This window comes from Deinococcus sp. KSM4-11 (assembly GCF_004801415.1).
In the GTDB taxonomy this organism is placed as follows: Bacteria; Deinococcota; Deinococci; order Deinococcales; family Deinococcaceae; genus Deinococcus.
This window is the reverse complement of record NZ_SSNX01000005.1, coordinates 189,867-211,693: the sequence shown is the minus strand read 5'-3', so window position 1 is coordinate 211,693 and position 21,827 is coordinate 189,867. Positions and strand designations below refer to the sequence as shown.

The following is a 21,827-nucleotide window of genomic DNA, read 5'->3' as shown; positions in this document are numbered from 1 at the left end:
CGAACCTGCGGAGGTCACCGGCCCGCCACAGCGAGCGCGTGGGCGCCGCCCTGGACGCCTCACCGTTCGGATTCACCCGCCGGCGGATATGGGCGCGGCCGTTCGTGAAGGCTTCACGCCAGCAGTTCACCGCTCTGGAAGAACAGCCCCAGTTCCCGCGCGGCGCTGTCCGGGCTGTCGCTGCCGTGTGTGACGTTCTCGCCGGTGGTCGTGGCGAAGTCCGCGCGGATGGTGCCGGGCGCCGCGTTCGCCGGGTTCGTGGCGCCCATCATGCCGCGCCAGCCGGAGATGGCGTTCTCCCCTTCCAGCGCGATGGCGACGACCGGTCCGCCCGTGATGAACTCCACGAGTTCCCCGAAGAAGGGCCGCTCCTTGTGCTCGGCGTAGTGGGACTCGGCCGTGGCGCGCGGAATCACCATCAGTTTCAGGCCGACCACGCGGTAGCCCTTGCGGGCGATGCGGGCGAGAATCTCGGGCGTGAGGCCCCGGCGGACACCGTCGGGCTTGATCATGGCAAACGTACGTTCCATAGCATCCGGGAGCATAGCAGCCCCGCACCTGCACGCCGTCACCGGAACTCGCCGGGACCAGGGCGGCCCCTTACAATGGCGACGTGACCACCGTTCCTGACTTTCGCCCGTCCGGGGACAGCGCGCGTATCGCGCTGATCGCCGCCGCCGTGGCGGCCGCCGGCATGCTCCTGTTCCCGCTGGCGAGCCTGGGCCGGGGCGGCACGGACGCGGACGCCGTGTTGCTGCATCTGAGCGGCCGCGTCCTGAATCTGTCCTCGTACCAGCAGGCCCCCCTGCCCCCCACCGGGATCATCCTGGGCCTGGGGTGGGCCACGCTGGCACTGCTGGTCGCCACCGTGGTCGGGGCCCTGAGGCGCGCGCCGTGGCTGTGGATCACGGCGCTGCTGGCCTTCGTGCTGGCCGGGGTGGCTGTCCTGCGGCTGGACTCGACCCTGAACGAGCAGGTGAGCCGGGTGATGGCCGACACGACCCTGCGCGCCGGGGCCAAACGGCAGCTTCGGAACTTCTACGCGGGCGGCGGCATGAACCTGGGGCTGTTCCTGCCGCTGCTGGGCGGCCTGATCGCGGCCGGAGCGGGCCTGGACGCGCGCGCGTGGTGGCATGAGCGCTACAACCGCCTGCGCGGTCTGCTGGTACCGGTCAGCGCCATCACCCTGGCCATCGCGGTGGGCGCGGTCGTGGTGCTGGTCGTGCAGCCCGCCGTGAACCTGAGTGGGAAACCCCTGGGCCTCACGGGCGGCTGGCTGGCCAAGAGCGATCTGGTGTACTTCGTGTACTCCTCGCTGTTCGCGCCGATCACCAGTCTGAACCCGCTGCTCGACTCGTTGAAACTGGCCACGCCACTGATCTTCACCGGCCTGAGCGTGGCCTTCGCGTTCCGCACGGGCCTGTTCAACATCGGCGGGCCCGGTCAGCTGACCATGGGCGCGGTCGGCGCGATGCTGGCTGGCGTGTATGGCCCGCACTGGCTCGGCTGGGGCCTGCTGCCGCTGTCAATCATTGCAGCCGGGGCCTTCGGGGCCCTGTGGGGCGCGATCCCTGGCCTGCTGAAGGCCCGCTTCGGGTCCAGCGAGGTCATCAACACCATCATGCTCAATTACATCGCCTCGGCGGTGTTCATCTTCCTGATCGGCACCGACACCTTTCCCTTCCTGGGCCGCACGTACCACCTGGGCCTCAAGGCCGAGGGCTTCGAGGCGCGCAGTGAACTGCTCCAGCCGGGCGCGCGGCTGCCCACCATGCTGCAACTCCTGAACGTGGGTTCCGGCGGGCAGACGGCCATCAGCATCGGGCTGCTGGTCGCGGTCGTGGCCTTCTTCGTGGCGCGGGCGTTGCTGAAGACGCGCCGGACGCTGCTGGCCCTGGTGGCCGCCGTGGTGCTCGGCGCGCTGACATGGCGGATCGGGATTCCCGTCAACATCGCCGGGTCACAGCTCAACGCGTCGTTCCTGATCGCGCTGGTGTGCGTGGTCTTCTTCGGCACGCTGATGTGGCGCACCGCGACCGGCTACGCCCTGCGCGCGGTGGGCCTCTCGCCCAAGGCCGCCGAGTACGGCGGGATCAGTGTGGCCCGCGGCACGGTACTGGCCATGACCATCGCTGGGATGTTCGCGGGGCTGGCCGGACTGCACTACGTGAACGGCGGCGCGCTCGACGAGTACCGCCTGAAGGGCAACATGCCGGTGAACGTCGGCTTCGACGGGATCGCCGTGGCCCTGATGGGCCAGAACACCCCGGCGGGCGTGGTCGTGTCCAGCCTGCTGTTCGGCACGGTAGACACGGGCGGCCTGGAAGTGTCCCGGCAGCTGGAGAACGTGAACCGCGACATCGTGACGGTGCTCAAGGCCCTGATCGTGCTGTTCATTGCCGCCGGGGGCTTCCTGAGCCGCCGGCTCATCGATCCGCCGCCCCCGCAGCTCCTGGCCGCAGGGGCAGGCGGCCCACCCCCAGGCGCGCAGCTCACGCCGGAGCAGGCGGCCCATGAGCGGGCCACGCCCAGCCCGAATGTCGGGCAGGCGAGTGAGGACATCACCCGGGAAGGAGGCCGCTGATGGAAGGTCTGTTCGCGCAACTCCTGACCACCGCCTTCCTGGCGACGTTCATCCGATCGGTGGTGCCGCTGCTGCTCACGGCCCTCGGCGGCCTGTTCAGCGAGCGCAGCGGCGTGGTGAACATCGCCCTGGACGGATTGATCATCTTCGGGGCGCTGGCCGGCGCCGTCAGTGCCAAGATCCTGGAGCCCAGCCTGGGCGCCCTGGCCCCCTGGTTCGGCTGGCTGGCCGGCATGATCGTCGGCGGCCTGATCGCGTGGATTCACGCGGTGCTGAGCATCAAGTACCGCGCCGATCAGGTGATCAGCGGCACGGCCATCAACCTGCTCGCCTCCGGCGTGCCCGCCGTGATCCTGACCGCGCTGTACCAGACGTCCACCGAGAGTCCCAAGCTCAACCAGGGCCTGCCGCTGTGGGGCGTGGGCGAGTTGCGCTTCTCGCCCCCCGTGTACTTCGCGTTCCTGGTCGTGGCCCTGACGTGGTACGTGCTGTACCGCACGCCCTACGGCCTGCGGCTGCGCGCCACCGGGGAGCAGCCGGGCGCGGCGGCCAGCATGGGCATCAACGTGCGGCGCATGCGCTACTCGGCCGTGATCCTGTCGGGCGTGCTGGCCGGCACCGCCGGGGTGTTCCTGAGCATCGGGAATCTCGACTCGTACGTGCGCAACATCAGCGCCGGCGGGGGCTTCATCGCGCTTGCGGCCCTGATCTTCGGGCAGTGGAAGCCTCTGGGCGTGCTGGGGGCCACGGTGCTGTTCGGTTTCCTCCAGGCCCTGTCGATCGCGCTAGGCGGCACGGATCTGCTGCCCCCCACGCTGGTCAGTGCCCTGCCGTACCTGATCACCATCCTGGCCCTGATCCTCACGGGTCGCAGCCGGGCGCCCAAAGCGCTCGGACGGCCCTACGACGGCTGAGTCCGGACGGCACGCGGGTGATCCGGCAGGGCGCCGTAGGTGACGTCTGACGCACAGCGCTGACGAACCCCACTTGAAAGCAGGGCCAGGGAAACCCTGGAGGCCCGCTCACCGGTCGCTCCGTCTGGACAACGGCCCTGCGTTGCCCACATGCCCGGCCGACCGGGCACGGGCAAAAAGGTTAAGGTAGGCATCATGAGCTTCGGCAGCACGCTGAAACAAGCCCGCGAGGCCCTGGGACTCAGCACCCAGGAACTTTCCATGCGCACCAAGATCCGCGGCGACTACCTCCGTGCCCTGGAGGAAGGCAACACGGCCCTGCTGCCTGAACGCACCTTTGCCCGTTCGTATCTGCAACGGTACGCCCGTGAACTGAATCTCGACCCCACACCCCTGATCGCGGAATTCGACCGCAGTGTGCCCCCCACCCCGGAAGTCGCCCAGAGCCTGCGCGGCGTTCCCTCCGGCGAACGCGCGACCGGTCTGAATCCCGCCCTGCTGGCCGGGCTGCTCACCGCCGTGATCGTCCTCGGGGCAGGCGGGTACTACGCGTACAGCACCTACATGAAACCCGCGCCGCTGGCCACCGTTCCAGCACCCACCCCGGCGACCACGCCCGCTCCCACGCCGGCCGCCGTCACGACCCCCAAACCGGCGCCTGCCCCTGCTCCGACCACCGTGAAACTCACGGTCAAGAGCGTGCCGAGCGGCGCCCGCGTGTATCTCGACAACCGCGACCTGGGCACCACGCCCCTGAACGCCTTCCCCATCGACCGGCGCGACCGGGCGGAACTGCGCGTGGAACTCACCGGACGTCAGCCCCTGAAACAGTCCATCAGCCTTGAGCAGGGCCGCAACCTGCGGGCCACCCTGCCTGCCACAGGCACCGGACGCAGCAGCCTGGCCGACCTGAACCGACCCGGCAGCACCCCCACCGTGACGCCGACCGCCGCCACACCGGCCGCCGCCAGCACGTCCACGACCTCCACCGCGCCACGCGCGGCCGTCAGCGTCACCTTCGCCGCGCCGTCCTGGACGCGCGTGACTGGGCCTGGCGGGGTCGTGCTGTACCAGGGCACGCCCCCAGCCGGGAGCGTCAAGGGCTTTCCCAAAGGCGTCGTGATCCGCACCGGGAACGCCGGCGGCGTGCGGGTCAGTGTGAACGGGGCGGCGGCCACCCCCATGGGCCAGAACGGACAGGTCGTGACCCGGGCGTACTGAGCCTCGCGTGATCACACCGGGTGGCCTGGCCTGCCCGCCCTGCTCACCTTTATCTGCTGGCAATCCTCCGGAGCGGCCCCACGGACGTCCCTTACAGTGAAGCCACTGTGAGTGCGCCGACCCCCAACTCCTCCCGATCGCTGCGCACAGAGCGCTCTCCCACTGCCTTCCAGCATGCCTGGAATTACCCGTGGGTCAGGTTACTCGTGTTCCTGGGCGCCATTTTCCTGGCGTGGCGGCTGGCCGGGGAGATCCGGTCTGTGCTGGTGGACTTCGCCGTGGCCTTTCTGATCGCGTACCTCGCCAATCCCCTGCTGGTGTGGCTGGAGCGCGGACGACTCAAGCGGGGTCTGGGCGTGTTCTTCGTGGTGCTGATCTTCCTGGGAGTGTTCACCCTGGCGGGAGCGCTCCTGGTCACCGTCAGTACGCAGCTCGTGCAACTCCTCCAGAAACTCCCGGATCTGATCGGGTCGGCCGGAGACACCTTCGACCACCTCACGCAGTGGCTGACCAGTCGCGGCGTGAGCGGCCTGACGGGAGCGCGCGAGAAGATCGTACAGGCGGCCCAGACCTACGTGGAGAACCTGGGCAAGAACATCGTGCCTATCCTGCAGAATGCCCTGTCGTCGACCGGCACGCTGTTCAGCAGCCTTGTGTCGATCGGTGGCGTGGTGGGGCAGGTGCTGCTGATCCTGCTGCTCAGCGTGTACCTGATGCTCGACTACTCGCGCGTGAACTCCACCCTCCTGGGCATCTTTCCCCGCCCGTGGCAGCCGCGCGTGCTGGAACTCTCGGATCTGGTCGGGACGTCCGTCGGCGGGTACGTGCGCGGGCAACTGCTGATCGCCGCGTTCATCGGGGTTTTCGTGTGGCTGGGCCTGACCATCGTCGGGATTCCCAGCGCCGCCGCCATCGGCTTCCTGGCGGGGGCCTTCAACATCGTGCCCTACCTTGGCCCGATCATCGGGGCCACGCCTGCGCTGCTGCTGGCCCTCACCCTGCCCGGTGGCGTGCTCAAGGCCGTGCTGGTGATCGTGGTGTTCGTGGCGGCCAACCAGATCGAGGGGAACTTCCTCAGTCCGTACATCCTGAGCCGCACCACGGACTTGCACCCTATTACCGTGCTGCTCGCCATTCTGGTCGGCGTGGCGCTGCTCGGGTTCGCGGGCGCGCTGCTGGCCGTGCCGACCGTGGCGCTGGGCAAACTGCTCCTGCAGAAGTACTACTACCCCAGCCGCATCTACACCGACGGACCGTAGCGGCCTACGCGCCGGCCTCCAGCAGTTCCACCTGACGCCCGTCCGGATCGAGCACAAACGCCATATCCCTCCCGCCAGGGCTGGGCTGAAGATCACGGGTAATAGTCACGCCGGAAGCGCGCAGGTCGGAAAGCAGCGACGCGAGCCCCGACACGTGAAGCGCGAGGTGCTCGGCCCAGTGCGTGTGCGGCATGGGAACCTCGTGCGCGATCTGGAAGAACTGCACCCGGCCCTCGCCCAGCCGGATCACGGCCCGCCGGTAGCCCTCAGAGGTCGTCACGTCCTTCTCGATCACGCCGCCCAGCCGCTCATAGAAGGCCAGCGTGGCGGGCAGGTCGCCGCTAAGGAAAGAGACGTGCTTGAGCATACGTGGAGGGTATAGCGTCAGAACACTCAGGACGGTCAGGGCAGGACACGCACCGTATCAGTCGTTCCGCTGGCTACGATCCGCCCGACAGGGTCAATATTCACGGACGTGACGGCTGTATCCAGGTACAGGTAGCCGGTGCCCAGGCCGCCAAACGAGGTATCCAGGGTGAGATCCGCGTTCAGGCGGCCCAGGTGCCTGAGGTTGGGCGACAGCGCTCCAAAGACGATCTTGCCGTCGTTCTGGCGGGCCAGGCTATACACAGAACCGACATCATAGAAGTTGTCAGCGATCTGGAAGACCAGGCCGCCGTCAGGTTCTCCGGCCGCCGTCAGTCGCCCGATGAACGCGGTGGTCTGGAACCGCTGGGTGGCTCCTCCGATCACGATCTTCCCGTCCGGCTGGACCAGCAGCGCCCGCGTGAAGTCGCCGTAGCCGTTGTCACCCTGAGGAGAAGCGAACGCGATGCCATCGCCGGAGAATGTGGGATCGAGCTTCCCGTCCGCAGTCAGCCTCAGAACGGTCGGGACATAGCCTCCCACACAATCGGAATTCCCGGCCGCCACAATCCTGCCGTCGGCCTGTACAGCCACAGCGGTCATAAGGTCGTCCAGCTCCTTTGGCAGGCAATCGGTGTAAGAACTACTTGAAAGGGTAAACTTCCCGTCCTGGCCAAACGTCGGATCGGGGAGACCGTCCACGTTCAGGCGGGCGATCAAATAGTCGAGTGTCGAGCCTGGAACGTCATAGTCGAGGTACGACTCGGTGGATGTCCCGACCAGAACAACTTTCCCATCCGCCTGAACCGTGACGTCCCGGGCACTCGATGCTGCCGGGACGTCATTCACCATGACTCCGTACTGCATCACCTTCACACCGCCCGTGCCGAAGCTGGGGTCGGGCTGAAGAGTGGGCAGGTACCGGACGACCACGACCATGTTGTTCGCCTGCCCGACCGCCACGAGGTTCCCGTTCGCCTGTCGGGCGATAGCAGAGGCGGTGCCGCCAGGTACGCTGACTGCACCAGCCGCACTCACGGTGCCTGCAGAGGACAGGCGTTTCACGCTGAAGTCTTTGCCCAGGAGCACCACAGAATTACCGGGCTCCACCACGCTGTCCACACTGCCCACGTTGGCGTGCCCGTTCGTGCCGAAGGCTGGATCGGTGGCCCCCGACGTCCCGGCTGGCGTGCAGGCGAGTTTTGCGTCAACCCAGTCGGCATGGTCGAAACTCTTCCCATCGCCGGCATCCGTCACGACCAGCCGGAGCTGCTGAACCCCGGTGAGGTCGACGGCCACGCGGTTCAGTGGAGTGCCGAAGTTGCCGCCCAGCGTGGGGCTCTCAAAGAGCTTGCGGCCATCGCCGTACACCTGAAACATGACCGTGCCGCGGCCCTGGGTTTCATCGTCTATAGCGATGCCGGACACGAAAGCCTGACACGCGCCGCCCAGGCCGTAGGTGATCGCCGAGCCGGAGTGCACTCCCAGTCCTTTGGCAAAGACGTCGCCGTTGACCGTGAGCGGCCTGCCATCGAACTGTTTCTGTTCGCCGTTGCTGCGGTCGATCTCGACCGGCCCCCAGCCATTCGTGGCCGAGGTGTACGCCAGGTCGCTCACATACACCGTCCCACTGGGTTCCAATGCCTGACACGTCACCTTCGCATCGGCCCAGTCGGCATGGTCGTAGTAGGTCGTCGCGCCCTTGAGCACGTTCAGGGTCAGTTCCTTCACGCCCGACACGTTCACGGACAGTGCTTTCGCACTGTCCGTTCCGGTGAGCTCCGCGCTGGTGGCGAGCACCTTGCCGTCCCCGAGCACCTGGAAGCTCGCCCGTCCGAGCTTGCCGACCTCGTCGTCGATGCCGATGGAGGCGCTGAAGGTGCTGCACTGGGCATTCAGCGCATATTTGATGGTGCTGTCGGCGTGCACCCCGAGGCCCTTGGCGAAGGTCTGGCCACCGAGGGTGAGGGTGTGGCCGTCATTGACATCCTGCTCGCCGTTGCTCCTGTCGCGGGCCACGGGGCCCCAGAAGTTGCTGGCCGACGTCCAGGGCAGATCACTGAGATAGTTCACCCCGCTGTTCAGGCCCTGGGCGTCCAGCACGCTGGACGCGGTGGGGGACGTCCAGGGGTAATCACGCCCGGCGGCGTAGGGATCGGCGACGGGCGCTTCCAGGCGGTCACTCCACGGGTAGGACGCGCCGTTCGCGTAGGGACTCCCCGGCGGCAGGGCTTCGTCCGTACTGGGGGCCGGCGTTTGGCTGCACGCGGCCAGCAGGCCCGTAAAGAGCAGAGCGAGAGGGAGGTGGGCGGGGGGTCGGGTCATACGTCTCCTAGGAATGGGCGAGAGCGGACAAGGCCGAGGATGTGAGGGCTGTGAGTTCACTATGACAGCCACTTGGTCATCAGGTGGCCCAGGTGGGTGGGTTGATGTTCATTAGTTCACAGGAGTCCTCACATGTGGTCGTGAGCGTGGGGCCATCCATCCCACGGGAACGGTGGAATAGTGCGTCTATGGATTACCGCAATTTGCAGGGCACCGACCTGACCGTCAGTGCGGTCGGCTTTGGGGTGTGGACGGTCGGGACGACGTGGTGGGGCGTGAAGGACGAGCAGATGGGCAAGAACCTGCTCCGTCGCGCCTTCGATTTGGGCGTGACCTTCTTCGACAACGCCGATACGTACGCCTCGGGCCACGCCGAGGAACTCCAGCGCGAGGCCCTGGGTGACGTGCGCGAGAAGATCGTGATCGGCACGAAGTTCGGCTACGACATCTACAACCACCCGGATCGGCCCGGACAGCAGGAGCGGCCGCACGACTGGTCGCCCGCCCATCTGCGCCGCGCACTGGAAGGCAGCCTGACGCGTCTGGGCACGGATTACATCGACTACTACCAGTTGCACAACCCGCGCATGGACGCGATCCAGCCCGGTTCCGCGCTGGCCGATGACCTGTGGGCGGAACTGGAAAAGGCAAAGGGTGAGGGCCTGATCCGCGCGTATGGCACCGCGCTGGGACCGGCGTTGAACGAACGTCAGATCGAGGAGGGGGTCAGCAGCGTCCGGGATCGCCGCGCACCGACGCAGATCATCTACAACCTGCTGGAGCAGGTGCTGGGCGACCCGATCCTGAAGGTCGCGGAGCAGGCCGGGGTGGGCGTGGTAGCCCGCGTGCCGCACGCCTCCGGACTGCTGGAGGGCTACATGACGCTGGACACCGAGTTCGAGCCGGGGGATCACCGCAACTGGCGGATGACCACCAATGCGCGGCGCAAGGCGTGGATGGAGGACGGCCTGAAGAAGGTCGAGCAGTTGGACGCCCAGTTCGTGCAGGGCCAGGGCCGGACCATCGGGCAGCTCGCGATCCAGTTCGCGCTGCGCTCCCCGGTCATGGCGAGCGTGCTCCCGAACATCTACTCCGCGCAGAACCTGGAGGAGTATGCGCAGACCTTCGACGCCGCCCCTCTGACGGACACGGAGTACGACGCCATCCAGGCGCTGTACGCCGCGAATTTCGGCATGGAGCACGACCTGCGCGGCGAGGTGGTGGCACAGTGAGCGGTCGCCCCGACCGCGGCGAGCCACCTACCACCGCGCCCGAGAGTGAGGCGCCGGCCAGCGGAGGCCGCCCCGCCGGGGGTCGGCCGAAGATGATGGTCGACCTCGATCCCAGCGGGCAGGTCACGCAGAAGGAAGCCGACCGCTCCACGCGGCAGTTCCTGAATTACGCCTTCTTTAAGCTCGATCCGGCGTTCCGGCGGCTGCCCCAGGCCGAACGGGACGACCTCAAGGCCGAGTTCCTGGCGGCCGCGAACGGCTGGGTCTCGGACGCGCCGGCCGAGAAGGGCCTAATCCTGCGGCCCTACTCGCTGGTGGGCGTGCGCAGCGACGTGGACTTCATGCTGTGGCGTATCGCCTTCGACGTGCGCGACTTCCAGGACGCGCAGGCGCGGCTGAACCGCACGCGGCTGATGGGGTACCTGAGCCAGCCCTTCAACTTCGTCTCGATGAACAAACGCAGCCAGTACGTGAACCGCGTCGAGGGCAGCGGGCACGGTCTGGAGGTGCTGCCGGGGCAGGGGCAGTTCCTGTTCATCTATCCGTTCATCAAGACCCGGCCGTGGTACGACCTGACGCCGCACTCGCGCCAGGGCATGATGGACGAGCACATCTATGCGTCGACCCCGTTCAAGGGCGTGCGGATCAACACCAGTTACTCGTACGGCATTGACGATCAGGAGTTCGTGGTCAGCTTCGACAGCGATTACCCGCAGGAGTTCGTTGATTTGGTGCACCGCCTGCGCTACACCGAGGCGAGCATGTACACCCTGCGCGATACGCCGATGTTCACCTGCGTGAAAAAAGACCTGGCCGCCACGCTGGACGACCTGGGCTGAGGGAACGATCGGGCGCGGGCAGCGGAGGTGTCCTCCCCGCTGCCCGCGCCTCGTTCAGCGTGGGAGCCGCTTGTAGTAGATCAGCGTGCCGTTCAGGCGACCGTCCGGAGTGAGCGCGAAGTCGGGGATCTCGCCGACCAGGGTGTAGCCTGCGCGCCCGTACAGTGTCGCGGCCCCGCCGTCCACGGAGGTGTCCAGCACGAGCAGGGTGCGGCCCCGGCGGATGGCCTCGGCCTCGGCCTCGCGCAACAGGGCGGTGGCGGCGCCTCGGCCCCGGTAGGCCGTGCGGGTCATCATCTTGGCAATCTCGGCCCGGTGCGGCTGGTTAGGGGGGAACTCGAGGAGCAGGGTGACGGTGCTGACCAGCGTGTCGCCGTCCCACGCGCCGTACAGGACTCGGCCACCCCGCGTGGCGGCGTCCAGCGAGCCCTGCCAGAACGCGCGGGCCTCGGCGGGCGGAAGGGGGTGCATGAAGCTGACGGAGCCGCCGTGCGCGACCGTCTCGACGAGCAGATCCGTGAGCGCGTCCAGGGCGCTGGAGGTGAGCGGTTCGATCTTCAGGTCGGTCATGGTCAGCTCCGGGCGAGGACGACGGCGTAGGTGCAGGGCGAGTCCGTTTCGTTGGCGAAGGTGACGTCGGCGGGCGGGCCGAAGCCCAGGCTGTCGCCAGCGCCGAGTTCATGGCGCTCACTGCCCTCGGTGATGACCAGCGAGCCGGTCAGGATCCACACGACCTGCCGGATCCGCGCGTACGAGGACGCCGGCAGGTCGGCGCGCTGGCCGGGCGGCATCACGACCTGCACGACCTCGACCGGGTGATCCGGGCGCATGAACACCTGCGTGCGCGTGTACCCGGTGGCGGGATCCCGCCACACCGGCTGGTCGGCGGCGCGCGTCAGTCGGCCCTCGCCCGCCTCGGCCCGCAGGAGCAGGCCCGCCAGCGTCAGGTCGAAGGCACCGGCCAGCCGCACGAGCAGCGCGGCGGTGGGGCTCATCTCGCCACGCTCAATCTTGCTGATGGTGGCCCTCGCCACGCCAGATCGCTCGGCGAGGTCGGCCAGCGACCAGCCCCGCACGTCCCGTTCCAAGCGCAGGCGTTGGGCAAGTTGGGCCGCCGCTTCATCCACTATGGTGGTCATATGTCTACTATAGTGGAATCAGGGAGCGGCTACCACCTTGATTACAGATCCACGCCGTCCAGGCTGGCTATGCCGTATTTCAGGGCATACAGCGCGGCCTGCGTGCGGCTCTCCAGCCCCAGCTTGCCCAGCAGACGGCTCACGTGCGTCTTGACCGTCGCCTCGGACACGCCCTGGTCGGTGGCGATATCGCGGTTCGAGAAGCCGTGCGCGATGAGTTGCAGCACGATGGTCTCCTTGGGCGTCAGGGTCTCGCGCATCTCGCCGCCCCGGAAATCCCGGATGAGGCGCTTGGCCGCCTCGGGGTGCAGGCGCACCTCGCCCCGCGCGGCCGCGTGGATGGCGTCGGCCAGCGTGTCGGAACTGGCGTCCTTGAGCATGTAGCTGATCGCGCCCGCCTCGATCGCGCCGTTCACCTTGTGCTCCTCCAAGGTGCTGGTCAGGGCGATGATCTCGGTGTCCGGCAGGCGGTGGCGCAGCGCGCGGGTAGCGGCGATGCCGTCCATGACCGGCATCATCAGATCCATCACGATCACGTCCGGGATCAGGGCGTCGGCCTCCTGTAGGGCCTCCTCCCCGTTGGAGGCCTCACCGACCACCTCGATGCGCGGATCGAGGCCCAGGAACAGGCGGAGCCCCTGGCGCACCACCGCGTGGTCATCGACGAGCAGGACGCGAACGGGAGGGGCACTGGCAGTGGGGGTGGTCATGGGGTCTCCTCGGAGGGGGATGCCGGAGCGGACGTGGCACTGGAATCGGTGGAGGGAGCTGGAACCGAGCGCGCCGCCGGAGTGGGGATCGCGGCCGCTTCGGGCAGCGGCAGGTCGATGCCGTCGGGCCGCTGAAGGTGCACCGTCCCGTTCCCCGTGTCGATGAACACGTCCAGCTGCGGGGCGGTGGCGGTCGGGGTGCCGGGCGGCAGGATCACGGTATCGCGGTCCGTGAAGCGCACCCGGACGAGCAGGGCGGGCGGCACCCGCAAGGTCACGTCGCCGCTCTGCGTGCGGATGTCGAGATTTCCTGCGCCCAGTGACGCGGGGGCCGTGACGGTCACGTCTCCGCTGGATGTGGTGATGGTGCCGCGCGCGAAGGACTGTGGCAGGGTCAGGCGCACGTCCCCGCTCAGCGCGCCCGCCCCCAGCGCAAGGGTGCGTGCGCCCGCGAGGTTCAGGCTCAGGTCGCCGCTCTGCGTGTTGGCCCGCAGCGCCTCCGGGCTGGCGCCTTCCGGGGCGAGCACCGTGATGTCACCGCTGGCGCTCACCAGCGAGAGCGGCCCGGCAGAGCGGCCCGGCAGGGTGACCTCCTGGGCGCCGCTGCCCGTGCGCAGGCTCAGGGCCCGCACCCGCAGCGGCGTGAGGTCGAACAGCTGATCGCCGCTGCCGGTCTGGGCCGACAGGGACAGGGGCAACTGCCGCGACAGGCCCAGGGTCACGCGGTGTTGCAGCGGTTCCGGGCCGCTCACGACCACGCCTCCCCGGTCGATGTTCTGCACCCGCAGCGAGAGCGTGGCGTTCAGTTGCGTGCCCGTCCGTTCGCTGTCCAGCGTGACCGGGTTGCGGCCCCGGTGCAGGGCCGTGCCGCGCAGCAGCCAGGGACTGCCGGCGTCCAGCGCACTGACCCGCATGTCCACCCGGTCGCCACGCAGGTGCACGCTGGCCGAGTCTGGCAGGTCATGCGGCTGCGGGCCGTCCAGCAGCAGGCTGAGCGGAGTGCTCAGGGCGGCCATGCCCGGCGTGGGACTGAAACTCAGGCCCGGCCACGCGACCAGCGCGCCCACCCCGGCGATCAGCAGTCCGGCGGCCATGCGTCCGAGCACGGGCGGCAGCGGCCTGGGGGGCGGGCTGACGGTCATGCGCCCCTCCCCGGCGCGGCCCGGTGATCTGTGGGCAGGTGCAGCGTGACCGTGGTGCCCTCGCCCGCCCCGCTGTGCACGCTCAGGGTGCCGCCCGCGCCCGCCGCCCGCTCGCGCATGCTGCGCTGGCCCAGGGTGCCCGGCAACAGGGCCTGCGGATCAAAGCCGCGCCCGTCATCGCGCACCGTCAGGACGACCTCGCTGCCCGGCACCACCCGCAGCTCCAGCCAGACCTGCGTGGCGCGGGCGTGCTTGACCACGTTGTGCATGGCTTCCTGCGCCACCCGGTACGCGACGGCCTGCGCGTCCGGCGCGAGGGGCGGCTCGGCCCGCAGGTCCGAATGCACGGTCAGACCATGCCGGGTTTCCAGGGCGTGCGCGTGCTGTTGCAGCGCGGCAACCAGCCCACCCTCCTCCAGCGCGTCCGGACGCAGGCTGAACAGCAGGGCCTTCATCTCCGAGACCCCACCTTCGGCCAGCCGGATGGTGTATTCCAGGCTCTGCCGCGTGCGCGCCGGATCCGACTCCAGGGTGGCGCGCGCGGTCTTGGCCCCCAGGGTGATGCCGTACAGCGCCTGTGCCACGCTGTCATGCAGTTCGCGGGCCAGGCGGGCGCGTTCCAGTTCCCCGGCGCGTGCCCCCGCCCGCTCGATCAGTTGCGCCGCGTGCAGGGCCGTGCCCACGTGATCCGCGATGCTCAACAAAAATGCCAGTTCCTCGCTGCCGGGGCGCACGCCGGGAGCGTAGCGGGCGCGCAGCACACCGCCCTCCGGGCCGCCCGCCATCACCGGCAGCGTGACCGGCAGGGTCGCCAGCAGGGTGCCGTCCGGCGCGCGGCGCACGTCGGCCGCGCCCGGCCCCGGCAGGCGGTCCGGAAGGCCCAGCAGCGCGTCCGGCCAGCGGCCACTGCCGGCCACCAGCGTTCCGTCGGCCCCGAGCAGGATGACCGCGTCGGCGGTGCTCGCCGTCCGGGCCTGCACGGTCAGGTCGAGCAGCGTGGCGTGCAGGTCGTCGCCCAGCGCGACCCGGCCAGCGGCGCGGCGCAGCGCGACCACCTCGCGCCGGGCCGCCTCTGCCCCCGGATCGCGGGACAGCAGCGCCACCGACAGCCGCGTCCACATCCGCCCGAACAGGTCGATCACGCCCGCCGTGACCAGCAGGCCGCCCACGCCCAGCAGTTCCAGGCCCACCACCGCGCTCAGACTGGGGGTAACGGTGCGGTCGCCCCACACGACCGGCCACGCGGCCGGATCGATCAGCCACAGCGGCGACCCCACGCCCAGCACGATCACGGTCACCAGCGCGCCCAGAACCACCCAACACAGCGCCGCCAGCGGCAGCTGGATCAGCTGGAACAGCAGTGTTCGGTACGTGACCGGATCGGCCAGCGTGGCCCGCAGCCACGCGAACAGGCCCCCGGACGGGGGCGGCAGGGGCCGCGCGAAGCGCACGCCCAGCAGGCCGGCCAGCAGGCGATGCAGGTCGCCCAGCACGCCCACCAGCCACAGGCTCCCCAGCAGCACGCCCGCCCCGATCAGCAGCGGCACGGTCAGCACCCCGCCCACCACCCCACCGACCAGCAGGCCGAACGACAACGCCCCAGCAGGCAACGCCAGCAGCAGATACAGCGCCGTGCGCCACGTGCGCGGAGTCCGCAGCTCGGCCAGCAGCGACTCCGGCCGGGCCGGATCCGCCTGCGCCACGCTCTCCATGGGCACCATCATGCGACGAAGCGTACGCGCCGCGCACGGGCAACGCGTCCCACCAAAGGCGGAACGCGCGCGTGGACAGCGGGGAAGGTCAGCCCGGAATCTTGAGTTTGTCGCCGGGGTGGATCAGGTCAGGGTTGCTGATGTTGTTGTAGTGCGCAATCTTCTTGTACTCCATGGCGTCGCCGTAGTACTTCTGTGCGATGGCGCTGAGGCTGTCGCCCGGCTGCACGGTGTACACAGTGTCTCCCGTGGAGGTGTCCTTCTCCTTCACGAGTTCCTTGGCGCCCTGTGCGACCTTCACGCCGCTGATGTCCACGGCGGCCACGCCGCTCACGCCGCGCGCCGTCTGCTCCAGCAGGCGCAGTTCATGGTCGTTGTCCACCACGCCGCGCAAGATTATGGACTTGCCGCTCTGCAGGACGTCAATGGGATCGTCGGAGAGTTCACCGTTCCCCCGGATGGCGTGCAGCACCGCCTTGGCGACCGCGCTGGAGTCCTCGATCTCCTTGATCTCGGCGTCGCTGACCTGCGCTCTGGCCGGGGCTGCACCGACCTGACCAGCACTGGGACGGGCGTTCATGTTGCCCGTGCTGACGCTGCCGGGCATGCTCGGCGGGATTTCCGTGGCGGGCGCCTCCACGCTGGGCGCGGGCGTAGCAGGCGCGGCCTGGGCGGGCGCAGCGGCCTCCTGCTCGACGCTCACGCCGCTGGTGTCCACGGACTTCACGCCGTTGATCCCCTCTGCGACGACCTTGACCAGGGTGATGTACCGGTCGTTCGGCACCATGCCCGTGATCGACACGGTGCCGCCCTGTTCCGTGACCTGGAGTCCCAGATCCTTGAGGCGGGGCTGCTCGTTGAGGGCGTCCTTGACACGGTCAGCGGTACTCTTTCCGAATGGCCACATGCGGCGAGCGTACCACCGCACTCGATGAGCTGTGACGTTCCTCACCTTTATTCAGTGTTTGGACAGAGGCCCACTTAGCGTGGGGCTCTCAGCGCTGGCAGCGGGGGCAGGGTCGGCGACTCCACCCACGTACGCAGCACCATGGCCGCCACCGGCCCCAGCGACCGGGCCGCAAACCCCAGCAGGTCCGGAGTCCGCACCGGCCGGCGGTTGAATTCCCGCACGTAGCCCTGCAGGAACCCCCGGAAGGCCGGATCGCCCACGGCGGCCCGCAGCGCGTGCAGGGCCAGCGCGCCCCGCAGGTACGCGCTCTGGTCGAAGAGCTGGGCCTCGCTGGTCGCCACCAGCGGTCGACTGCCCTGATCCCGCAGGCGCTCGTACCACGTGGCGGCAATGCCCGCCGGATCGTCGCCCTGGGCCTCCAGCCACAGCAGTTCGGCGTACGTGGCGAAGCCCTCGTTCAGCCAGACGTCGGCCCAGTCGCCGAGCACCACCGTGTCGCCGAACCACTGGTGGGCGCTCTCGTGCACGATCACGCGCTCGAAACTGGACGCGACGGGCATGGTGAGCAGCGTGGCCGTCTCCAGCGCCGGCACACGCGGGGTGATCACGGCCGCGCCGTGTACTGGGAAGGGAAAGGGCCCGAACCAGCCGGACAGGACGCGCAGCATCTCCCCCACCTGCGCGTACGGCCGGCGTACCGCGTCGGTCGTGTCGTCCGGGAAGTAGTCGCGCCGCAGCACGGCCGCGCCACCCGGGCCGACGGGTACGGCGGGAGAATCCACGCGCTGGAAGTGGTTCACCTGGAGTCCCAGCGCGTAGGTGGGGATCGGCTGCGCCTGGTCGAAGGTGTACTCCCAGCCCTCGTCGACCACACGTTCCGTGCCGCGCAGGCCGCTGGCCGCGACTATGTACCCGCGCGGCACCGTCACGTGCAGCGTGAAGGTCGCCGGGTCCGACGGATGATCGTTCACCGGCAGGAAGGTGCGCGTGCCGTCGGGCTCGCTCAGGGTGTAGTTCGACAGGGGCCGCCCGGCCGTATCTGTGACCGGCACCCAGCCCAGATCCAGCCCCAGTTCCTGATCCTGCCGCACGCCCGCCTGTCCGGCGTACCTCACGGTGACCTGCGCTTCCTGACCCGGCCGCAGCGGCGTGGGTGGACTCAGGCGCAGTTTGGCGGCGGTTTCATCCTGCTGCCACGGCACCGGTCGGCCGTTCCAGCGCACGTCCTGCACGGTCGGCCCCAGGAAATCCAGGCTGACGGTGTCCAGGGGGCGGGTGCTGGTGAGGGTAAGCAGCGCCACGCCACGCAGCCCACGCGTACCTGGTCGGTCGATGTGCAGCGTGACGTCGTAGTGCAGGACGTCCAGGCCCCGCTGCCCCAGTGCCGGGTAGATGCTGTCGCCGATAGGCTCGGGAGCCGGCAGCGCGGCACGGGGAGGCGCCTCCTTCAGGGGCAACACGGGCACCCTGGGACTTCCCGGCAGGGCCGGGATCTGGACGCTGTGGGCCGCCACGGGCACGCTGCCCAGCACCCCCACCGTCAGGACGAGCCGCGTCCACCCAAGGGGGCGGGACATCTCAGATGGGGTAGTACGCGCGCGGCTGCCCGCGCAGGAAATCGCGCGTGGGCACCCAGATCAGCGGATTGCGTTCCTCGACCTCCGGGGGCGGGCCGTAGCGCACCAGCGCCTCGACCTGCTCGAAGGGCACCCATTTCAGCCCCACGACCTCCGGATCGGTGGGGGCCAGGTCACCGCTGAACTCGGCCGTGAAGCGCGCGAAGGTCGCGTAGCACTCGTTGCGGGTGCCGGTCAGCAGTTCGCCCTCCAGCAGACTTACGAAGGCGAGGTCCGTGACGCTCAGGCCGGTCTCGTGCAGCACCTGCCGCACGGCGGCGTCGCCCAGGGTCTCGCCCGCATGGGCCTTGCCGCCGGGCAGACCGTAGAAGATGCTGCCGTCGTCCATGCGTTCCTCGACCAACAGCAGCTGCCCGTTCTGGACGAGGTAGACGTGCGCGGCGCGCTTGATCGGCAGGGTGCGCGACAGGTGGCTCATGTGCCGGGCAGTGTAGCGCTAGCGGGTTCCCACGGACAGGGCGGCCTGCACGTCGTCCGGTAGCCGCGCCGGCCGGTACGCGTGATCCGTGGCGATATGGCGGGTCTCGCCGGTCGCGAGCAGCTCCTCGGCCCGGTAGACCGCGTACGAGAAGGTAATGGTGCGGCTGCGGACCTGCGCCGCCCGCGTGAGGATGGTCACGCTGTCGCCGTACTTCGCGGCCCGGCGGTACTCGACGCTCAACCCGGAGAGCATCAGGTAGTAGCCGCGCGCCTCGATCTGCGTGTACGGCAAGCCCAGCGCGAGCATCAGGTCGGTGCGGCCGACCTCGAACCACACGGGGTACACGGCGTGATGGACGACGCCCATCATGTCCGTCTCGGCGTAACGGACGGCCAGAACCGTGCGGGCCTCCACGGCAGGCGCGGGGCCGGTCACCAGCGGGACTCGCTGGCCGCGTGGAATTCCAGGGTGGGCGTGCGCCGCAGCCGGACATGCTCGGCCACCTGGCGTTGCAGGTGCCCACGCGCGTGGTTCAGCGCCTCGACCAGATCATCGACGTCGCCGGTCATGGCACTCACGTACACGCGGGCCAGGCCGTAATCGGTGGTCACGGTCACGCGCTCCACGGTCACGATCATCGGTACGCGCGGATCACGCAGGCCGGAGATGGCGTCACTGAGCACGCGCGTGATCTGGGACTGCAGCTGCTCGGGCTTCACGCGCGCTCCGGCGCGGACGGGGAACGGGCGTCATGGATGGGACACATCATCCCCGCATGGTACAGGGCCGGGCCGGCCGGTCACGCGGCGGTCAACGGTCGGTCACGGGGCACAGTGCACCCTGACCGTGCCAGCGCGGACGCGCGGCAGGAGGCACGACATGAACAACGAACCCGCACGGCCCACGACCACCCCCAAGTCCATCTGGATCGCCCACGCCCTGCTGGTCGGCAGTCTGCTGCTCGGCGTGGCCGGGGCCCAGACCCCCGACACGGGGGTGCTGGTCATGCTCTCGCAGGCGCAACCGGGATCGCTGTACGCGCTGCCAGGCAGCCTGGCCGAGGTCTGCGACCGCCTGGCGCAGGCCGGCCTGATCGCGCAGGGCGTGGGCGTCACCGGCCGTGATGGGCTGGCGCACGTGTTCTACGACGCCGCGCATGGTCAGTACCTGAGCGTGGTGGACGGCGACCGGACGGTCATCCGGGTGAGTTCGCAGATGCCGGTCGCCAAGGAATGGATCTGGGCCGAGTAAGCGCGCGGACAGCCCGGTCGTTCCGGCGCTGTCCTGCGCCCCGGACTCAGCGCAGGTAACGGCGCCCGGTGTAGTCGGTAAACACGCCGATGCCGTAGCTGACCTTGCGGACGCTCTCCAGTACCGGTGAGCCGTTCCAGGCGATCCCGGCCGAGCTGCCGCCGTCGAGCAGCAGCGCGTCCTTGATGCCCAGGCGGGCCATCAGCTTGCCCATCTCGGTCGTCGTCAGGCGGGTGTGGGTGCTGACCAGCACCAGATCACGGTTGCTGACCAGTCCCACGGCGCTCCGGGCGGCGCGGCCGAACAGGGCGGGGTCGCGGAACGCGGCGTTGTACCCGATGGTCAGTTTCCCGCCGGCCAGGATGCGCGGCCCGGTGGCGATCACGGTTTCCATGCCGGCCCAGCTGGTGTCCAGCGGACGGCGCAGCAGCGGAGTGGTGCTGGCGCGGATGGTGGCGCGGTTGTCCGGGGTGATGGCCAGCGCCATGGGAATCCGGCCCCACGTGAGCATGCGGCCCTGCATGACGATGTCCCCGGCGGGCGCGAAGCTCGAGGGATGGAAGTACGAGCCGTTGATCAGCGCCTGCGCGTGGCTGGTGCGGGCCAGCTGGCCGACCCGTGCTCCGCTGCCGAACACGAGGTGCGCGCTGGGCAGCACGGGCGCGATCAGCGTGGAGCGGTACCGCAGGTCCACGCTGATGATCTGCACCGGCACGCCCAGGGGCCTGAGGGTTTTGAAGGTCACGGGCTGGTGCAGCGGCCGGGGCGGAATGGGCACGGGCACGCGGGTGGGCACCAGCAGTTTGCTGCCGGCCACCATCTGCCGGTACGAGGTCAGGCCGTTCAGGCGGCGCAGGCTGTTCACGCTCAGGTGGTAGCGGGCGGCGAGCGCGACCGGAGTGTCGCCCACACCCATGCGGATGTACGTGTACAGCGTGCGGATCTCGGTGGTAGGCCGCGCGGCGGGGTGGGCAGCGTGCGCAGGGAGGGGCTGGGTGCGGGCGGGCACGATCAGTTTCTGGCCGGGCGTGATGACCGCCGTACGCAGCGTGTTGGCCTTGAGGAGCGCCGCCACCGTGACGCCGTAGCGCTGAGCGATCTTGCTCAGCCAGTCTCCCCGCTTCACGGTGTACAGGCCCTGCGGCGCGGCCGGTCTGGTCGTGGAAACCGGCCCGAGGCGCAATACCTGCCCGCGGATCAGGGCGTCACCTTTCAGGCCGTTCAGGGCGCGCAGCCGGGCCACGCTAACGCCACTGCGGGCCGCGATGCGCGGGAGGGTATCGCCGCGCTGCACGGTCACGGTGCGCGCCGCAGATGCCGCCCCGGCAGCGGTGAGGCCGGGCGCGGTCAGGGCCGCGAGCAGCAGGGGAAGGAGCAGAAGACGTCGCAGCATCGTGAAACAGGGAAGCATCCGCCTGTCACCAGAGCATGAGGCCCGGCAGATCGACAGTCCAGCGCAGGTCTACACAGTCCGGGGGCGCACCCGCAGTGTGAAGGCCCACCAGGACGGCTCCAGGCGGTCGTCCTCTGCCCGGAGGTCGGCTGATCGGGCAAGCGATCCGACGTTCATGTCCAGGTCGTGAGTCCGCTGGCTGCGGGCCAGTGAGCGCCATGGACAGCGACCTGCGCGACGGCGGAGGAACAGCTCTCGGTGCCCGTCCCCGTTCCGCTGCGGTCTCAGGTGCCGGGCGTGCTGCCTGGGAACACGGCGACCCGACCGATCATGTACGCGCAGCCGTACAGGAACAGCGTGGCCAGCGGCAGGTACTTCAGGCCCACCCGGTGTTCGATCATGCGGCCTTTCACCAGCACCTCGATCACGTACAGGGTGAGCAGCGTGAACGCCGCGTACATCCAGTGTTCGGCGTCCCGGCTCGGATCGACCGGGTAACCGTACTTGGTGACGCCGCTGCCCGCGTCGGTGGCGCTGGGTACCTTCAGCCCGCCCAGCGCGAGGATCACGCCGATCACCGCCGGGATCAGAAAGGCCGCCCAGGCGATCCGCAGCCACACCAGGAAACCCAGCCGAACCTGCCCCTTCACGGCCGGGCCGATACTCCACAGAAACAGGATCAGCGTGGCCAGCGCGACAGGCGTGGGAAACAGGGGAAGAGGAAACCCGACGATCTGGAACCCGTGAACGTGCCGCAGCCACTCCATAGGGG

The 21,827-nt window shown here is 69.1% G+C and carries 22 protein-coding genes; 7 read left to right on the top strand and 15 right to left on the bottom strand.

Features of this window, described 5'->3' with window-relative positions:
* Positions 1–113 precede the first annotated feature (113 nt).
* Positions 114–530, bottom strand: coding sequence for a nucleoside-diphosphate kinase (gene ndk / locus E7T09_RS15125; protein ID WP_136390021.1), 417 nt, complete (start codon positions 528–530; stop codon positions 114–116).
* An 83-nt stretch (positions 531–613) separates the two neighbouring features.
* Between ndk and E7T09_RS15120 the strand changes: the two genes are divergently transcribed.
* The 4 genes from E7T09_RS15120 (at position 614) to E7T09_RS15105 (ending at position 5,978) form a co-directional block, all read left to right on the top strand.
* Entirely contained in the window at positions 614–2,584 is a 1,971-nt protein-coding gene (locus E7T09_RS15120) for an ABC transporter permease (RefSeq protein WP_240741813.1), read from the top strand.
* Positions 2,584–3,498 carry an ABC transporter permease gene (locus E7T09_RS15115; RefSeq protein ID WP_136390020.1) on the top strand — a complete coding sequence of 305 codons (915 nt, stop codon included), beginning with the start codon at positions 2,584–2,586 and terminating at the stop codon, positions 3,496–3,498. Before E7T09_RS15120 ends, E7T09_RS15115 begins: the two co-directional genes overlap by 1 nt.
* 195 nt (positions 3,499–3,693) lie before the next feature.
* Entirely contained in the window at positions 3,694–4,719 is a 1,026-nt protein-coding gene (locus E7T09_RS15110; protein WP_136390019.1) for a helix-turn-helix domain-containing protein, read from the top strand.
* A gap of 107 nt (positions 4,720–4,826) precedes the next feature.
* Positions 4,827–5,978, top strand: a complete 1,152-nt coding sequence (locus E7T09_RS15105) for an AI-2E family transporter (protein ID WP_240741812.1) — start codon at positions 4,827–4,829, stop codon at positions 5,976–5,978.
* 4 nt (positions 5,979–5,982) lie between these two features.
* Here E7T09_RS15105 and E7T09_RS15100 read toward each other — a convergent pair whose 3' ends face one another.
* Complete coding sequence (locus E7T09_RS15100; RefSeq protein WP_136390018.1) at positions 5,983–6,345, bottom strand: VOC family protein; 363 nt, start codon at positions 6,343–6,345, stop codon at positions 5,983–5,985.
* Between the two features lie 35 nt (positions 6,346–6,380).
* Complete coding sequence (locus E7T09_RS15095; RefSeq protein WP_136390017.1) at positions 6,381–8,669, bottom strand: NPCBM/NEW2 domain-containing protein; 2,289 nt, start codon at positions 8,667–8,669, stop codon at positions 6,381–6,383.
* A gap of 188 nt (positions 8,670–8,857) precedes the next feature.
* On the opposite strand from E7T09_RS15095, the gene E7T09_RS15090 reads away from it, so the two are divergent.
* Positions 8,858–9,901, top strand: a complete 1,044-nt coding sequence (locus E7T09_RS15090; protein WP_136390016.1) for an aldo/keto reductase — start codon at positions 8,858–8,860, stop codon at positions 9,899–9,901.
* Positions 9,902–9,993: 92 nt separating this feature from the next.
* A complete protein-coding gene (locus E7T09_RS15085) occupies positions 9,994–10,740 on the top strand; it encodes a chlorite dismutase family protein (RefSeq protein WP_136390141.1) in 747 nt (248 codons plus the stop codon).
* A 54-nt stretch (positions 10,741–10,794) separates the two neighbouring features.
* On the opposite strand, the gene E7T09_RS15080 is transcribed toward E7T09_RS15085, so the two are convergent.
* The 10 genes from E7T09_RS15080 to rbfA all read right to left on the bottom strand — a co-directional run bounded on the left by E7T09_RS15080 (position 10,795) and on the right by rbfA (position 19,130).
* Positions 10,795–11,310, bottom strand: a complete 516-nt coding sequence (locus tag E7T09_RS15080) for a GNAT family N-acetyltransferase (RefSeq protein WP_136390015.1) — start codon at positions 11,308–11,310, stop codon at positions 10,795–10,797.
* A 2-nt stretch (positions 11,311–11,312) separates the two neighbouring features.
* Complete coding sequence (locus E7T09_RS15075) at positions 11,313–11,879, bottom strand: XRE family transcriptional regulator (RefSeq protein WP_136390014.1); 567 nt, start codon at positions 11,877–11,879, stop codon at positions 11,313–11,315.
* A gap of 41 nt (positions 11,880–11,920) precedes the next feature.
* The gene (locus tag E7T09_RS15070; RefSeq protein WP_136390013.1) at positions 11,921–12,589 is read right to left on the bottom strand and encodes a response regulator transcription factor; all 669 of its coding nucleotides are present in this window, start codon (positions 12,587–12,589) and stop codon (positions 11,921–11,923) included.
* Entirely contained in the window at positions 12,586–13,731 is a 1,146-nt protein-coding gene (locus E7T09_RS15065) for a DUF4097 family beta strand repeat-containing protein (protein WP_136390012.1), read from the bottom strand. Before E7T09_RS15065 ends, E7T09_RS15070 begins: the two co-directional genes overlap by 4 nt.
* Complete coding sequence (locus tag E7T09_RS15060; RefSeq protein ID WP_136390011.1) at positions 13,728–15,455, bottom strand: sensor histidine kinase; 1,728 nt, start codon at positions 15,453–15,455, stop codon at positions 13,728–13,730. The genes E7T09_RS15065 and E7T09_RS15060 overlap by 4 nt, the downstream gene beginning before the upstream one ends.
* A 76-nt stretch (positions 15,456–15,531) precedes the next feature.
* Complete coding sequence (locus E7T09_RS15055) at positions 15,532–16,350, bottom strand: BON domain-containing protein (RefSeq protein ID WP_136390010.1); 819 nt, start codon at positions 16,348–16,350, stop codon at positions 15,532–15,534.
* A gap of 74 nt (positions 16,351–16,424) precedes the next feature.
* Complete coding sequence (locus E7T09_RS15050) at positions 16,425–17,930, bottom strand: M1 family metallopeptidase (RefSeq protein WP_136390009.1); 1,506 nt, start codon at positions 17,928–17,930, stop codon at positions 16,425–16,427.
* A 1-nt stretch (position 17,931) separates the two neighbouring features.
* Entirely contained in the window at positions 17,932–18,408 is a 477-nt protein-coding gene (locus tag E7T09_RS15045) for an NUDIX domain-containing protein (RefSeq protein WP_136390008.1), read from the bottom strand.
* An 18-nt stretch (positions 18,409–18,426) separates the two neighbouring features.
* Entirely contained in the window at positions 18,427–18,849 is a 423-nt protein-coding gene (locus E7T09_RS15040) for a thioesterase family protein (RefSeq protein ID WP_136390007.1), read from the bottom strand.
* Complete coding sequence (gene rbfA / locus E7T09_RS15035; RefSeq protein WP_136390006.1) at positions 18,843–19,130, bottom strand: 30S ribosome-binding factor RbfA; 288 nt, start codon at positions 19,128–19,130, stop codon at positions 18,843–18,845. Before rbfA ends, E7T09_RS15040 begins: the two co-directional genes overlap by 7 nt.
* Positions 19,131–19,290: 160 nt before the next feature.
* Here rbfA and E7T09_RS15030 point away from each other — a divergent pair, with 160 nt between their 5' ends.
* Entirely contained in the window at positions 19,291–19,662 is a 372-nt protein-coding gene (locus E7T09_RS15030; protein ID WP_136390005.1) for a hypothetical protein, read from the top strand.
* Between the two features lie 46 nt (positions 19,663–19,708).
* Here the strand turns inward: E7T09_RS15030 and E7T09_RS15025 are convergent, their stop codons facing one another.
* Positions 19,709–21,055, bottom strand: coding sequence for a LysM peptidoglycan-binding domain-containing protein (locus tag E7T09_RS15025; RefSeq protein ID WP_136390004.1), 1,347 nt, complete (start codon positions 21,053–21,055; stop codon positions 19,709–19,711).
* A 284-nt stretch (positions 21,056–21,339) separates the two neighbouring features.
* Positions 21,340–21,822, bottom strand: a complete 483-nt coding sequence (locus E7T09_RS15020) for a hypothetical protein (RefSeq protein WP_136390003.1) — start codon at positions 21,820–21,822, stop codon at positions 21,340–21,342.
* Positions 21,823–21,827 lie beyond the last annotated feature (5 nt).